Raw genomic sequence first — 15,980 nt, 5'->3', positions numbered from 1 at the left:
TTTAGAAGGCTCATTTTTATGCCTATATTTCAATCCCCCTACAGGTAGATTGTATACCAATGGATTTTAGTAACTTTGTTGTATGGGTAAAAATCTGCAAGTAACAATCGACAAAGATTCAGGCTTTTGTTTTGGCGTTGTATATGCTATTGATATGGCAGAAGAGATTCTTGAAGAAGAAGGTTATCTCTATTGCTTAGGCGATATTGTACATAATGACGAAGAAGTTGCCCGCCTAAAAGCCAAGGGCTTGCGTATAATAGGGCATGACGATTTAGCACACCTAAGTAATGAAAAAGTACTGATTCGTGCGCATGGAGAAGCGCCACAGACGTACCGCACAGCGCTTGAAAATAACATTACGTTGATTGATGCCTCTTGTCCTGTTGTGTTAAAACTCCAAAACCGAATAAAAACTTCACACGACAATGAGGAGAAAATTTTGATTTTCGGTAAACACGGACATGCCGAGGTAATTGGTTTGCAAGGTCAAACAAACAATGAAGCGCTTGTCTTTCAAGATATTGACGAGCTAAACAATGTAGTGCTGCCTTCATCGTTCACTTTATACAGTCAAACCACGAAAAGCGTTGATAAATTCTACGCCATAAAAGCCGAACTTTTAAAACGGGGATACGATGTAAAGGCCAACGACACCATCTGTCGTCAAGTTTCCAACCGTTACGAAGATCTGGGTGAATTCGCCCGTCAATATGACAAAATTGTCTTCGTATCCGGCAAAAAATCATCCAATGGAAAGGTCCTATACGATGTATGTAAAGACGCCAACCCGAACAGTTATTTTGTTTCTGATCCAGCAGAGCTCCAAGCAGCAAACTTTCAACAAGATAACACCGTAGGAATATGCGGCGCAACATCCACTCCTATGTGGTTAATGAAAGATGTAAAAGAAGCGCTTGAAAAGCTCTAATCCGGTCATGTTATTTTCATTTTCTATCACATAAAGGATCTTCCTATAAATTTTAATTATTTTTGCGTTAATGAGTAATAGAGCAACCAAGGGAGTGTTATTGGTTCAATTGGGTACACCTGATTCGCCAAAAACAAGTGACGTCCATAAATATTTAACAGAATTTTTAATGGACCCTCGTGTACTAGACATCCCTTACCTGGGACGCACCTTATTGGTAAAGGGTGCGATAGTTCCTAAACGCGCCGCTCAATCGGCAGCTACATACAGTACAATCTGGGACCCGCAGACAGGTTCACCGTTAATGTATTACAGCCAGCTTCAACGCGATTTGTTGCAAGCAGAGCTTGGTGATGATTATCATGTCGAACTGGCAATGCGATATCAGAACCCCTCCTTGGAACAAGCTCTCCAAAAAATGGAGGGTATGTTATTAGATTCTATCCGTGTGATTCCCCTATTCCCGCAGTATGCCTCTGCAACAACAGGATCCGTTATTGATCGCGTTATGGAACTCATGCGTTCATGGCAATATCTTCCAAGCGTAAGTTTCGTTAGCAACTACTGTGACGACGAAGAGATGGCGACCGTATTTGCGAATCATAGTCAAAAATATGACATCGCACAATTTGATCATGTATTATTCAGTTATCATGGTTTACCCGTACGTCAGCTAGGTAAAGTTGACCCCTCGGGAAAGCTAAGTTGTCCGGAATCGGGATGTGATTCCTGCAAGAGTGAAAAAAAATCACACTGCTACCTATCACAATGTTATGCAACAACGCGCGCGATTGTCAGCAAGCTCAACATCCCCAACGAAAAATATAGTGTTTGTTTCCAATCACGCCTTGGGAAAACCCCTTGGATCCAACCCTATACCTCCGATGCATTGCACCATCTCGCAGAAAAAGGGGTAAAGAAAATACTCGTATTCAGTCCCGCTTTTGTCGCCGACTGTATTGAGACAATCGATGAAATTCAAGTCGAATATGCAAATGAATTCAAAGAGCTAGGAGGAGAAGAGGTTGCCATGGTGGAAAGTTTAAACGACGACCCACAATGGATAAATGTATTAAAAAGACTCGCAACAGGAACAAACTAATGAGGAAGCCCGTTGTGACATAAAACTTGATTTTGATGAAGTCTATGAAAGCACTTCTCAACAATAAAAATAAAATGACATGTTACTAATTAACGCATTTTTACTGCTTGTTTTTGATTTCTACATCTTTTTTGCTCTTCGTGCAACGAAAATAAAAGTAGTCAAGAAAAAGTGGTTCACTATACTTTGGTGGGGATATTCTATCGGCTTATTAATTGGATTACTGATTGCCGCAAAGCTAAATATCCCATTAATGTACCGTTCCGTGATTCTTGTCGCATTTTTTATGACTGCGACAAGCAAATTTATTTTTATCCTTATCCTTTTGGCGGACGATATCCGTCGCGGAGGAGTCTGGATATCACGTCTTTTTTCACCACGTAAAAGTGAAAATTTAGCGGATCGTATTGAGGATCTATCGGAACCCTTACCTGAAAAACCAACACACGGTATTACGCGTTCTGAGTTCCTAACCAAATCAGGTATCTTGGTCGCCTCCCTGCCCGTTTTTCCTTTGGCCTGGGGTGTTATTTCAGGTGGTTATGATTATCAAATCAGACGGCAGAAGCTCTACCTTCCAAACCTTCCAGCTTCTTTTCACGGCATGCGCATAGCACAAATATCGGATGTACACTCTGGTTCTTTCTACAATAAGAAAGCTGTTCTAGGTGGTGTAGAAATGCTTCTGAATGAAAAACCAGATGTCACCTTCTTTACAGGAGACCTTGTTAATAATGTTGCCTCCGAAATGCGTGACTATCAAGATATCTTTACTAAAGTAAAATCAGATTTAGGAGTTTACTCTGTTTTAGGAAACCACGATTATGGGGACTATTACTTTGGACAAGAAGATTCAGCACAGAAACGCAAGAACCTACAAGATGTAATCCAAACCCACAAAGTAATGGGATGGGATTTATTGATGGATGAGAATAGATCTTTGAAGCTTAACAATGAAGAGATATCTATCGTTGGCGTGCAAAACTGGGGAACAGGGCGCTTCCCTAAAAAAGGAGATTTGAATAAAGCCCTGAACGGAACAGACGAATCAGCCGTAAAATTATTGTTATCACACGATCCCTCACATTGGCGAGCACAGGTGCTAGACACAGATGTCGATGTGATGTTTGCAGGCCATACACACGGCATGCAGTTTGGTGTACGAGGAGAACATTTTCAATGGAGCCCGGCTAAATATATATATAAAGAGTGGGCCGGTCTATACGAAGAAAAGGACCAACGTTTATACGTCAACGTAGGCTATGGTTTTCTAGGCTATCCAGGCCGTGTTGGTATACTTCCTGAAATCACAGTTTTCGAACTGATCAAGGGAGAAAAACCACTCGTTTAATGGATATGTGCCCCCTCGTATTAAAGTAAATTAACGATCAAGGGTTTCATTTTTACTATATAGTTTTCATACCTTTGCAAAAAATTTGATTAAAATGGCAACTAACAGAACTTTTACAATGATTAAGCCTGATGCAGTAGCGAACGGCCATATCGGAGCAATCTTAAATGACATTATTGCTGGTGGATTTAAAATCGTAGCGATGAAATACATCCAACTAAGCAACGAAACAGCAGGAAACTTTTACGCGGTACACAAAGAACGTCCTTTTTACGGAGAGTTGGTATCTTTCATGACTTCTGGTCCTATCGTAGCTGCTATCTTAGAAAAAGATAACGCAGTAGAAGATTTCCGTACTTTGATCGGTGCAACTAACCCAGCTGATGCTGCAGAAGGTACTATCCGTAATAAATACGCTAAATCAATCGATGCAAACGCGATCCATGGTTCAGACTCCGACGAGAACGCAGCAATCGAAGGAAACTTTTTCTTCTCGCAATTCGAAAGATTCTAAGAAACAAACAAACTATACATAAGATAAAAGGAGAAATAATTATTTCTCCTTTTTCTTTTAATAACGCAGTTGATGATGAAACGATAATAATACATGATTCGTTCCCTTATTTTTTCCCACATGCTGCATCATATATCCCAATTGTACGCCCAAATTATCACTCACTTTGTACCCGACACCACCATACAGTCTATTACGATCGAAAGTAGAGAGGTTTTTGTGAAATGGCTGAATGAAAATCTCTTCGTATAACGCACCATAAAAAGCCCCCTTCATCATTGTTTTATCATGAATGGGTATATCTAAAAACAGACAGTAGCGAGCCCGGGTTCGAAAATCTTGTCCCTGAACAAAGCGTTCTTCAAAACGAAATCGATGTCTTAATCGAACATTAGCTATATGCTGTCTTATTATGGCTTCTTGATAAATACGGTTTTCCCAATAGGGCTTATTTGGAGCCCCCTCTAATTCTGTATATACACCGGCATACCCCATCGTTACATTGGCGGCAGAGGAAAGCTTATACTGAAGTCCCGTACGAAACAATGACTGCTGATGATCGCCTATAACCTCATAATCTCTCAATTGAACTTCATGATGAATGCTGAAACGGCTACTTCCTAACTGTGTGTTGCCAAAATAAATCAGCCACCCCTGCAAGCTTTGGCCGTAGAGAGCACTAAACATCAATAAAAAGAAAACAAGTAAAAGTATCTGACGAATCAACATAGAAAAAGGTTAAGTATTTTCTCAAAAATATTTAACCTTTCTCTATGTTGTATGTAACAATCCTTTGATTATAAATCATCTGACATTACATCTACAAAACAATATTTACATCACAATTTTTCTACCCTTACTCACCGATGGCATAATAGGTAAAGCCAAGTGACTCCAACTTTTGGCGATCCAATAATTTCCGACCGTCGAATACAAAAGATGGACGTTTCATATTTTCTTTGATCCGTTCCCAATCATAATCCTTAAATTCATCCCACTCCGTTAAAATGGCTATAGCATGTGCATCTTTACAAGCTTCATATGGATCTTTCCACACCTCCAATTGCGCTCGGTTTTCATCTACAGAACGTGTATTAAGGTAATCGAGATCTGCATAAATACGCTCTGTCACGACCTTCGGGTCGTAAACCGCAATTTGCGCCTGCTCATTCATTAAATAGTCAGAGACATAAATCGAAGCGGATTCACGCGTATCATTAGTATCCTTCTTAAAAGCCCATCCCAGAACAGCGATTTTCTTACCTGAAACGGTATTATATAACGTCTGAATAATATTGTCCGCAAAACGCCTCTTTTGGTGCTCATTCATGATAATCACCTGATCCCAATAATCAGCCACTTCGTGTAGATTATAGGATCGTGCGATATAGACAAGATTCAAGATATCTTTCTGGAAACACGAACCACCAAAACCAACAGATGCTTTTAGAAATTTAGGGCCTATCCGTGAATCCATTCCTATTGCTTTCGCTACTTCATCCACATTTGCGCCCGTTTTCTCACAAAGTTCCGAAATGGCGTTGATCGAGGAAACACGTTGCGCCAAGAACGCATTAGCGGTCAACTTAGAAAGCTCTGATGACCATAAATTGGTGGTTAAGATTTTCGCGCGATCAACCCATCGTGCATAAATGTTTACTAACGCTTCTATCGCATCTGCATTTTCGCCCCCAATCAGCACTCTATCCGGGGACAATAGATCTGTAATTGCTGTTCCCTCTGCAAGAAACTCTGGGTTCGATAAAATATGAAAATTAACCCCATTGCCCGTGTTGTCTAAAATACTTTTTAATGCTGCAGCTGTACGAACAGGTAATGTAGATTTCTCCACTACAATTTTATCTGAAGTAGCAACTTCAGCAATCTGTCTCGCACAGAGTTCAATAAACTTAAGATCAGCAGCCATTCCCTTTCCCTTTCCATAGTTTTTCGTAGGGGTATTCACAGAAATGAAAATCATATCCGCCTCAGCTATTGCTCTGGAAACATCCGTAGAGAAAAACAGGTTACGTCCTCGAGCCTCCTCGACAATAATGTCAAGCCCCGGTTCATAAACCGGCAACTGGCTTAAATCAGGATTATTCCACGCTGCGATCCGGTCTGAATTCACATCAACAATAGTAACCTCAATATCGGGACATTGATGCGCCACAACAGACATCGTTGGACCTCCGACATAGCCGGCACCAATACAACAGATTTTTTTTACTTCGAATGACATAGTACTTTAGTTGCAACAAAGATAATCAATTTTAAGAATGGTAAATAACTACAGCGTGTCGTAAAAACACTACAGAAAACTAAAACGTTTTTGCTATTGACAAAAACAATCCCGATATTTGTATCATCATAATTTAGGTTTATAATTGGTTATTAAGGTTTTCATTCTCCCCGTTTGAAAACCTTTTTTTTGTCATAAATATATCTCAATTAGCAACAAGCGCTGAAAAATGCGCATAAAAGAAATAGAGCTGCAGCGAAGCTGCATAAAAACTTAATTATCCTTTTTCCGTAGTTGTTGTATATAAGTCGAAGGAAGTATGCCTGTCTCGGCCTTAAAGGCAATAGAAAATTTACTGTGAGAGGCGAAGCCGCACAAACTGGCCACATAACTAATCTTACAATCTAGTAAAGACGAATCTTCCTTGAGTTGTTTACAGATATAGTTAATGCGAGAAGACTGCAAATAACCGTTAAAGTCTTTCTTTCGATATGTCTTTAACATATAGGAGACATAACGTTGATTGGTTTCTAAGCGCATGGCAGCTTTGGAGAGAGACATATTGGGATCCAAATAGAATCGTTCCGCCTCTGCTGCTTCTAAGGCCGCCAAAAGCCTCTTTTCTGTTTCTTCAGCAATATGTGGCCCACTCTCTTCAGTAATTGAAACTGACGAATGATTTATAGTCGACATTAACGGCTTAATACCTTTCATACCAGACTCTTTCTGGTTCGCCCTCCCTATCAACATCCGCAAAAAAAGCACAACACAAACAAGAGCAAGAAAAAAGATAGCCCCCCATAGAACATAATTGCGCTGTTGGTCTTTACGCCTTTGATTATGTGCATTATCCAATAATTCGTTCGCAATCTTACGTGTTAAAGTAGCTTGTTGCGCTGTTATTTTCTGCCCAAGATCACGATAATAGCTAGATTTCGTGTCGTCGGAACCTGCATACGCCTTTGCATAACTCTCATAGAGCAATACTTTGAGCTCCTCGCGATCAGAAGATTTGATGTAAGGAGCAGCTAAATCCAATAATTCCAGCGCATGGATCCGATCACCGCGCCGTAAGGCAATTTCAGCCTGCGCTCTGTAAATATAAGGTATCAGATTACTTTCTTGCCCCTGTAATGCTTGATATGACAAAGCCAATAAGGAATCAGCTTCATCAAGGTTGCCTATTTCCATCTCACAAACAGCAAGTAACTGATCATTCGTTGCTTTCACCAGAATGGCTCTGGAGGATAGTGTAGTATCCGTTGCAATAAACTCTTTTGCCGATTCTAAGACGGCAACCGCTCGTGGAAATTTACCGGCTTCCATTTCGTGAAAAGCACGTTCCTGAAGAATATTAATTCGTGTCAAAGCATACCGCGGACTTCCTTTCTGACGTTCATTCGCGACCTCTGCTTTGAAAAGATTTTTTTTGGACTCCGAGAGTAATCCAACATTACGAAATGTGGTCGCTAAAAAACCTGCTGTTCGAGCTTCCCACTCAATAAAACCATCCAGTTCTGCAATAACCTGGGCTTTCATAACATGTCTCAAAGCAACGCTAATATCGCCCACACTATGCTTAATGTTGGCCAACAACATCAATGCTTTTATTCGTTGTTCATCATTCTGCGCATGTGCCAACAAGGAGTCGGTAATACGTGTAGCCTCTCCAACATTTGAAGCTATAATCTCACTATAAACATCGTTATATCGACGCTCAAAATCATTCCGCTCTTGTCCATACGATACTTTGGTACATATAAAAAACACAAGTAACAAATATCGTAGCCCCATCCCTATACCTTTACAGATAAATATTGTTCCCTATATTCCAGCGGCGTACATGCCTTTTCCTGGTTAAAATTTCGATAAAAAGAAGCCCGAGAACTAAACCCACACTTGAATGCTAAATCCTCAATATTAAACTCTACATCTTCTTTTAGAAGCAACTGACAAGCATATGCAATACGCCATGAGTTCACGGTACGAACAAAACCATCTTTATATACTTGATTAAAATACTGCGAGATAATATTTTTGGGGATTCCCAAATCTTTCGACATATTATCCAATTTAAAATCAGGATTTAAATATCGTTCTTTAGAGAGGTAGTTTTTTATTTTCTCAAAATACGGTGTAGGAATTTCACGTAAGGTGCTGGCTTGCAATTTTTCTTCCACTAGTCTCTCTTCTATCACTTGCGGCATTTCCTTTGTTACGGGAACGATTCGCATCTGTTCTAGCAAGTAAAAATAAACAATTACCACCGCTGCCAGCATACCGATAAACACAACGGTATTAGAGATTGGTGCACTTGGCGGTGCATTCGTATTCAAGCGTCCAATAAGCAAAGGCAAGAGGAAAGAAGCTAAAGTCACGAGAATAATCATGGCATATCGATAGATTCCTGTCGCAGCACTAACACTAGCAGGTCGTTTAAACGCCAGAAAAATAGGATACAAAACCCAAGAAATTCCAATAACACTAAACAGGGTAATGTAATATATGTGTGCATATTCTTCTCGAAACGCTCTGGAGATCAAAAAAAACACATATACACCGGTAGCAATAATTAGCGGTAATAAATGAACTAAGATTTCTTTTCGTTGCAGGCTTTTACCAAAAGAAGCGCGATAACCAAAAAATAATAAAGGACCGTAGACTAAACCAAAAGGCGCTCCACGATCGACGTATTTGTAGCCTTCCAGTAAATCTCGAAAGATTGCCGCATGAATAACTTGTACCAAGACTATCGACAAAAAAGCCATCAAAACACTATCCATTATAGATTTTTTAGGCTGTACAGTGATTAAATGAATCCCTAAGGCTGCAAATATGAAAATAGATATATATAGAAAAAAGGAAATCAACATTAGCCATTCACTAACTTAGACCGATACTCGGACGGTGAGACACCAACATACTGCTTGAAATAGCGGTAAAAAACAGTTTTAGAATTAAAACCGCTTTCAGTAGCTACGGCTTCCATCTTCAATTGATCAACCGTACTCTCCAGTAAATTTAAAGCATATTGTATCCTGTATTTTGCCAACCACTCATAATATGTACTATTTTCGCAGATATTTATAAACTCCGATAAATCACTCTTTGAAATTGTTGTCTCTTTGGACAATTCACCTAAGGTTAGATTGGGATTTAGATATAGTTGATCGTGGTCCATAACCCGACCTATGATCGTCGTAAATCTGGCCTTTTGCTCTGCCGCAAATCCTGTAGAAGTATCTCTTATATTCTCTTGCGCTCCCATATCCCTTCGTATCTTCCTTTGCTGATAAATAAAATGCACCAAAAGCAATATGCAGAAAAGCATCGCAAAGGTAACAGCAACCATCGGTTTAGTATCAAACTCCATGCTGGCCAATTGTTGCCAATAAATAAAGGAAACAAAAGACGAAATACCGATACCCAAACCTGCTAATTGTTTAACCAATAAAATCTGGTCATCATTAACCCTTCGAAAACGGTTTTTCATCTTAACAAATACCAGTATGGAATACCCAAAGCTAGATATTAAGGCTACTGGGAAGCACCATTGATAAAAGAGTGGTCCGGGTAAAAGTGAGGACAAAGTGTACCACGACTGAAAAAACAAGAAAGGCACCAAATGAAGGGCAAATATTTTAATAGAGAAGTATTTTCCCTTCTGCAGGGTCATGGCCATCGCATACAAAATCGGGCCATACAAAAACGAAAATGGAAAAGTAAATCCAAAGACCAGTGACACCAAGTGTACAAACTGAATAACAACAAAGAAAAATGCAAAAAACTCAAAAGAGCGTAGCACTTCCTCACTATATGATGCCTTTTTTCCGTTCAAGTTGATTTTCATATCTGCTAATCCACAATCAAAATATTAACTGCGAAATATTTAAAACCTATTTTGATTTCCTTAACACAAGTTCAAACCCTCCATAACACTACAAAAGTAGCAAATGGCCAACCTGAAGAAGCTCTGTTTCGAAAGATAAATAGTTAGTTAACAGTACTTATTGGTGTCCACCGTTGTACCTATAAGAGTGGACAGTCAAAAATAACACTTTACATTGATTTTCAGCACTGTTAGCAAAAACATTACATTAATTGTAGATTTATAGCTACAGAAAAACAAAGGTACGTAAGGTGCGATGTAGAGAACGAGGCCTTTATACAAATCGCTACAGAAAAAAACCTAAGATGGAGAATCTTAGGTTTTTTCCTCAATCAACTTGATCGTACTCTTTGAAAAATTACTCTTATACTATAATAACGACAAATTCGATTAAATAGTATAAATCAATATTTCAATCTATTTATTATTAAATATTTCGGCTTTTAGCGTCTGATAATCCTGCAACAAAGATGCGGCTTTTTTCAAGTCTCTACTATCTAGATAAACTTGCCCCAATCGATCCACAATAGCAAGCTGTAACACCTTATTCTTCTCTAATTTCGCCAGCTTATCCGCATTTACAAGCTCCTGCTGTGCAACGCCGTAATTCTTTTGCGCCAATTTAGAATAAGCTAACAAATATTCTATCTCGGCTAAATCATCGGAAATATCCTTACTTTTCGCTAAGTCACGCGCTTGGATGAGAAACCATTGTGCCTCCGTATGTTTATTCTGCCATTGATAGATCCGCGCCAAAGACACCCATGCGCCGACCTTTTGATCATAAGCCTTAGCTTTATTTAAAAGTGGAATTGCCTTCCGGATTATATTGTCCTCCGCTGAACGATAGTCTTTATCGTAAGCTTGGATAAGTGCAATCTTTATTAAGGATGCCGCTTGCTCAATACCACTCTTTTGTTGCACAGCATTTTTGTAACGCTCCTCTTGAAAGCGCCCAGCATTAAGAACGTCTTTGTTATAAAAATAGACATTCGATAGATTGTACTGTATCGTAGAAATATCAAGTGCATTATTCCCCTTTTGCGCTTGTTCCAATGCTTTATTTAGGAGTCCTAGCGTTTCTTTAATATCCTTGCCTCGAAGTGCCTGATCGGCATAAGCATGAAGTAAACCGTAGGCAACGGCATAATTTCCCTCATCTGTCTCCTTTTCGATTAGATGGAACCAATCAGCCTTTGTTACAGGCATTGTCACGAACAACGATTGAATGCTTGTTGCATTACTTGTTGGCTTAAACTCTTCCACCAAGCGCTGAAAATCCAATGCTCGTGCAATACTATCTTGAAAAGGAACCTTCTCCCGATACGAGTTCACTAAATCCTCTTCGGGTGAGCGCGTAGGAGGCAAAAAATAAACCTGAGGCCCAATTCCTGCAAAACTCTTATCATATTTTTTGATCGCTCCCGATGGATCTTCTTGTCCCTTCACCTCGCCTTGTCCAGCCAACACTAAACAAACCAAGAACATAGTAAACGTTTTTTGGAGAAATATAACGCGCTCCCCAAAAAGATATTTATATACATCAGTATTTTTAAATTGCATAAATTTTATGTTCTGATTTTCTCAAACTTACCCAAAATTGATTTTAAATACAACTAATCCGCCGCAAAGCTCTTTGCAGAAGAATCGATACTATGGGACATACATTCCCCGTAAAGGTTTAAAAATGAACTTCCAGCCCTAACAATTAAATGCAAGAAATATCTAATTTTTTTAGTATTTTCGTGTTACTATGGCAACACCCATCCCTTTAGCAGAACGTATGCGCCCCAAAAACATCGGGGACTACATTGGTCAACAACATATTATTGGAGAAGGATCTGTTCTATGGAACGCCCTTCAGCAACAGAATATACCATCTATGATTTTTTGGGGGCCACCGGGAGTTGGTAAAACTAGCCTTGCCTTTTTAATTGCTGGAGAACTAAAACGTCCGTTCTTTTCATTAAGTGCCATACAGTCCGGTGTTAAAGATATTCGTGAAGTAATCGAAAAAGCCGAAAAACTACGTAACTTCAATCAAGAACAACCTATACTATTTATTGATGAGATCCATCGCTTCTCGAAATCACAGCAGGACTCATTGTTAGGCGCCGTCGAACGTGGTCTTGTGACCTTGATCGGGGCAACAACAGAAAATCCTTCTTTTGAGGTAATATCGGCCCTTTTATCGCGCTGTCAGGTTTATGTCTTAGAACACTTAACAGAAGACGAGCTCAAGACAATTTTGAGCCAAGCGATCACAAAAGATCCTTATTTACAAGAACATCCGGTCATCATTGAAGAATACGAGGCCCTCTTTCGTTTATCAGGAGGCGATGCCCGGAAACTACTCAACGTGTTTGAGTTAGTCCACCATGCTGCACATGCGCAGAAAGAAGCAATAACAAATGCTTTTGTTTTGAAGCAAGTGCAACAAAATATGGCTTTATATGATAAAACTGGAGAGCAGCACTACGATATTATCTCTGCTTTTATCAAATCTATTCGAGGAAGCGACCCTAACGCAGCTGTATATTGGTTAGCTCGCATGATTGAAGGCGGTGAAGACCCTTCTTTCATCGCACGTCGACTTTTGATCCTGGCATCCGAAGATATTGGCAATGCAAATCCAAATGCTTTACTTCTCGCCAATAATTGTTTTCAGGCCGTCAATGTTATTGGGTGGCCAGAGTCTCGAATTATCCTATCCCAAACAGTAACGTACTTAGCCAGTTCCGCAAAAAGTAATGCCTCCTATGAAGCCATCAATAAGGCGCAACAACTCGTTAAGCAAACCGGCAATGTACCAGTGCCATTGCATTTGCGTAATGCCCCAACAAAGCTGATGAAAGACCTAGACTACGGGGCCAAATACAAGTATGCACATGCCTATCCAGGGAATTTTGTAACACAAGAGTTTTTTCCTGAAAAGCTCAGTGGTACAACCTTATATGATCCGGGGAACAATAGTGCCGAAAATAAATTACGTGAATCCTTAAAAGGAAAGTGGAAAGAAAAATATAACTATTGATTGATAAAAACCTATCAATCAATAGTATCAAACATATCTTATAACAACCCGATAACGCAGTCCGGATAAACACCAATTAAAATGGTCAAAGCAACCGCAAGGGTTAAAACCACTTTATAACTAGTTGGTATTTGTATCTGCATCTCACCATCTGCATCTTTAAAATACATATTCACCACAACGTGTAAGTAATAATAAACACCTATCGCAGCATTCACTACCGCAAGCAAAAGAAGCACAATATTATAGCCTCCCATCACTTGGTTGAACATCATAAATTTACCAATAAATCCGGCAGTCAATGGAATCCCCGCCAAGGATAGCATAGCAACTGTCATGGCTAATGCCAATCCCGGCTTGCGCTTACCCAAACCATTGAACGACTCAAACTGATCCGACCCCGTTTCTCTTTTCACTAAGATCAATATAGCAAAAGCAATGACCGATGCCAGTGAATAAGCAAAAGCATATGTAAACATACTCGCAGCCGAAGTCACACTAATAGAAACGAGCGCAAACAACATATAACCTGCATGAGATATACTAGAATAGGCCATCATACGCTTGAAGCTAGATTGCATAAGAGCCGTAATATTTCCAATAAACAAAGTTATGATAACCACGGTCAACAACACGGGAGTCCATAAATCACTGACCGGTACAAAAACCATACTGAACAAACGTAAAAAGCCAACAAAAGAGGCAACCTTAACCACCGTGCTCATAAAGGCAGTAATCAGTATTGGAGCACCGTCGTAAACATCTGGTGTCCAAAAGTGGAACGGTGCTGCACCAATTTTAAAACATAAGCCACACAACATCAACAATACACCAGCATAAAAAAGAGGCGAAATCTCTCCGGCTGTTAACACATAATTGCGTAAACCTTCCAAATCGAATGTTCCGGAGGCACCGTATAACAATGCAATCCCAAACAACAGAAAACCTGTCGAAAAAGCCCCCATTAGAAAATATTTAAGGGCAGCCTCATTCGATGCCTTATCATACTTCCGAATACCCACTAAGATGTATAAAGCGACCGACATGATCTCGATCCCGATAAACAACATTGCAAAATTATGATATGCCGTCACAATTAAAGCTCCTGTTAATGAAAACACCAACAAGCAGTAATACTCTGCAACATGTTCACTGATATTTCGGAAATATTCCTTAGAAAGCAATAAGATAAGCGCTGTTATGAAAATACAAAGCATAGAAAATGCTAAAGCGAACTTATCGAAATAGACCATACCGTTAAATAAGGGCGTGGCATCTTTATTCCAATCTGCCACTGTAAATCCAAATGCAACGAGTAGCCCCAATAGTGTTACCGGAAGCAATGCATTTTTGGCTTTATAGAGCCCCAAATACAACACTAAAATTCCCAAGACACTCAATGTAATAATCGCTCCCATAATATATTAATATCGCTACTTTTAAAATTTAATTTGATTCAATAAGCTCACTACTGATGCTTCCGAAAGGTCCAAAATAGCGTTCGGAATAACACCTAAAAAGAGGGTAACTGTTACCACAGCAACCAACACGATCAACTCGTGATTCTCCAATCCCCATACCTGCTGAAACCGGTCTGACAATGGACCTAACATCGTCTTTTGATAAAGGCGTAACATATAAACAGCACCAAAAATCAAGGTAAGCCCAGCAATTGCCGCGTACCACACACCAAAACCGTAAACACCCTTTAAGAGCAAAAATTCACCGATGAAACCATTCGTTAGTGGCAGACCTATTGCCCCCATAACAATAATGAGAAAGAATGTGGCTAACTGAGGCATCTCTGAGGCCAAGCCGCCTAACTCATTTAACTTACGAGTACCCGCTCTCTTTTCGATCATATCCACGATAAAGAACAAGGCTACCACGCTAAAACCGTGATTAACCATCTGTATAATCGCTCCCTGAAGACCATCGGCCTCCCACGATATCACACCGGCAGTAATCAAACCAACGTGTGCAATAGAAGAATATGCGATTAAACGCTTGGCATCGTTTTGTTTGAAAGCAATAATTGATGCATACACAACCCCGATCACGCATAAAATCATTACTACATTACTGTAACTAAGCACCGCGAATGGAACAACGGGCAGCAACCAACGTATAATACCATAAACGCCCATCTTCAACATAATTCCAGCCAACAACATGGTACCTGCTGTCGGTGCATTCGTATAGGTATCTGGTTGCCATGTATGAAATGGGAAAATCGGAATCTTGATCGCAAAGGCAATAAAGAAGGCCCAAAAAATCCAACGCTGTGTCGACTCACTCAAATCAAGCGCAACAAACGAAGCCCATTCAAAATTTTTGGTCGGTACCTGATTATAAAGGTAGATGATAGCGACCAACATCAACAAACTACCAAAGAATGTGTAAATAAAAAATTTAAGATTGACCCGTATACGATCTCCCTCACCCCATAACGCACAAATAAAATAAATCGGAATTAACGCAACCTCCCACCCCACGTAAAACGTAAATGCATCTAATGCCAGGAACACTAATAATAAACCAGTTTGCATAAAAGAAACCAAACCGTAAAAGTTTCCCCTAAACTGCTTGTCAAAAGTGGATAAGATAATTAACGGTATCAGACCGTTAGTAAGCATGACCATAGGTAGGCTAATTCCATCTAGACCCAAATGGAAATTTATGCCTAATGCTGAAATCCAGCTAAAACTTTGTTCAAACTGCATTCCTCCTGCTGCGTTGAAGCTCATAAGGAACGGTATAGTCAAACCTAACTGAATAAGAGAGAGCACCAAGGCCGCGCCTTTAGCGGTCTTATTATCTTGTATAAAAAACAAGATCAGAGCTGACACCAGTGGTACGAATAAAAGTATAAAAAGGTTATCCATTAAAAATCAATATTAAAAGTCAAAAACAGGAA

Annotated in this window: 13 protein-coding genes; 5 read left to right on the top strand and 8 right to left on the bottom strand. The window is 39.7% G+C overall.

Annotation, left to right across the window (positions count from 1 at the left end; all coding sequences use genetic code 11):
• Positions 1-82 precede the first annotated feature (82 nt).
• From B9Y69_RS17025 to B9Y69_RS17010, 4 genes are all read left to right on the top strand, one after another.
• Positions 83-931: a 4-hydroxy-3-methylbut-2-enyl diphosphate reductase gene (locus tag B9Y69_RS17025; protein WP_085474179.1), complete on the top strand. Its 849-nt coding sequence runs from the start codon at positions 83-85 to the stop codon at positions 929-931.
• 70 nt (positions 932-1,001) lie between these two features.
• Positions 1,002-2,033 carry a ferrochelatase gene (hemH, locus tag B9Y69_RS17020; RefSeq protein ID WP_085474178.1) on the top strand — a complete coding sequence of 344 codons (1,032 nt, stop codon included), beginning with the start codon at positions 1,002-1,004 and terminating at the stop codon, positions 2,031-2,033.
• A gap of 79 nt (positions 2,034-2,112) precedes the next feature.
• Positions 2,113-3,384, top strand: coding sequence for a metallophosphoesterase (locus tag B9Y69_RS17015; protein WP_085474177.1), 1,272 nt, complete (start codon positions 2,113-2,115; stop codon positions 3,382-3,384).
• Between the two features lie 94 nt (positions 3,385-3,478).
• Positions 3,479-3,898 carry a nucleoside-diphosphate kinase gene (locus B9Y69_RS17010; RefSeq protein ID WP_085474176.1) on the top strand — a complete coding sequence of 140 codons (420 nt, stop codon included), beginning with the start codon at positions 3,479-3,481 and terminating at the stop codon, positions 3,896-3,898.
• Positions 3,899-3,955: 57 nt separating this feature from the next.
• On the opposite strand, the gene B9Y69_RS17005 is transcribed toward B9Y69_RS17010, so the two are convergent.
• From B9Y69_RS17005 to B9Y69_RS16980, 6 genes are all read right to left on the bottom strand, one after another.
• Positions 3,956-4,627 carry a DUF2490 domain-containing protein gene (locus B9Y69_RS17005; RefSeq protein WP_085474175.1) on the bottom strand — a complete coding sequence of 224 codons (672 nt, stop codon included), beginning with the start codon at positions 4,625-4,627 and terminating at the stop codon, positions 3,956-3,958.
• A gap of 127 nt (positions 4,628-4,754) precedes the next feature.
• A complete protein-coding gene (locus B9Y69_RS17000; RefSeq protein WP_085474174.1) occupies positions 4,755-6,140 on the bottom strand; it encodes a nucleotide sugar dehydrogenase in 1,386 nt (461 codons plus the stop codon).
• 273 nt (positions 6,141-6,413) lie between these two features.
• Positions 6,414-7,934: a helix-turn-helix domain-containing protein gene (locus tag B9Y69_RS16995; RefSeq protein ID WP_085474173.1), complete on the bottom strand. Its 1,521-nt coding sequence runs from the start codon at positions 7,932-7,934 to the stop codon at positions 6,414-6,416.
• Positions 7,935-7,936: 2 nt separating this feature from the next.
• On the bottom strand, positions 7,937-8,923 hold the full coding sequence (locus tag B9Y69_RS16990) for a helix-turn-helix domain-containing protein (RefSeq protein ID WP_159451878.1): 987 nt from the start codon (positions 8,921-8,923) through the stop codon (positions 7,937-7,939).
• Positions 8,924-9,012: 89 nt separating this feature from the next.
• On the bottom strand, positions 9,013-9,990 hold the full coding sequence (locus B9Y69_RS16985; protein ID WP_085474171.1) for a helix-turn-helix domain-containing protein: 978 nt from the start codon (positions 9,988-9,990) through the stop codon (positions 9,013-9,015).
• A 456-nt stretch (positions 9,991-10,446) separates the two neighbouring features.
• A complete protein-coding gene (locus B9Y69_RS16980) occupies positions 10,447-11,592 on the bottom strand; it encodes a tetratricopeptide repeat protein (protein WP_085474170.1) in 1,146 nt (381 codons plus the stop codon).
• Positions 11,593-11,782: 190 nt separating this feature from the next.
• Here B9Y69_RS16980 and B9Y69_RS16975 point away from each other — a divergent pair, with 190 nt between their 5' ends.
• Entirely contained in the window at positions 11,783-13,063 is a 1,281-nt protein-coding gene (locus B9Y69_RS16975) for a replication-associated recombination protein A (RefSeq protein ID WP_085474169.1), read from the top strand.
• Between the two features lie 38 nt (positions 13,064-13,101).
• Here the strand turns inward: B9Y69_RS16975 and B9Y69_RS16970 are convergent, their stop codons facing one another.
• Together B9Y69_RS16970 and B9Y69_RS16965 are read right to left on the bottom strand one after the other, a co-directional pair.
• Positions 13,102-14,481 (bottom strand): NADH-quinone oxidoreductase subunit N, encoded by a 1,380-nt coding sequence (locus B9Y69_RS16970; RefSeq protein ID WP_085474168.1) that lies wholly within the window; start codon positions 14,479-14,481, stop codon positions 13,102-13,104.
• 21 nt (positions 14,482-14,502) lie between these two features.
• Entirely contained in the window at positions 14,503-15,948 is a 1,446-nt protein-coding gene (locus B9Y69_RS16965; RefSeq protein WP_085474167.1) for a complex I subunit 4 family protein, read from the bottom strand.
• Between the last annotated feature and the right edge of the window lie 32 nt (positions 15,949-15,980).

The organism is Sphingobacterium psychroaquaticum, from assembly GCF_900177625.1.
Taxonomy (GTDB): Bacteria; Bacteroidota; Bacteroidia; order Sphingobacteriales; family Sphingobacteriaceae; genus Sphingobacterium; species Sphingobacterium psychroaquaticum.
This window is presented reverse-complemented; position numbering and strand designations above follow the sequence as displayed.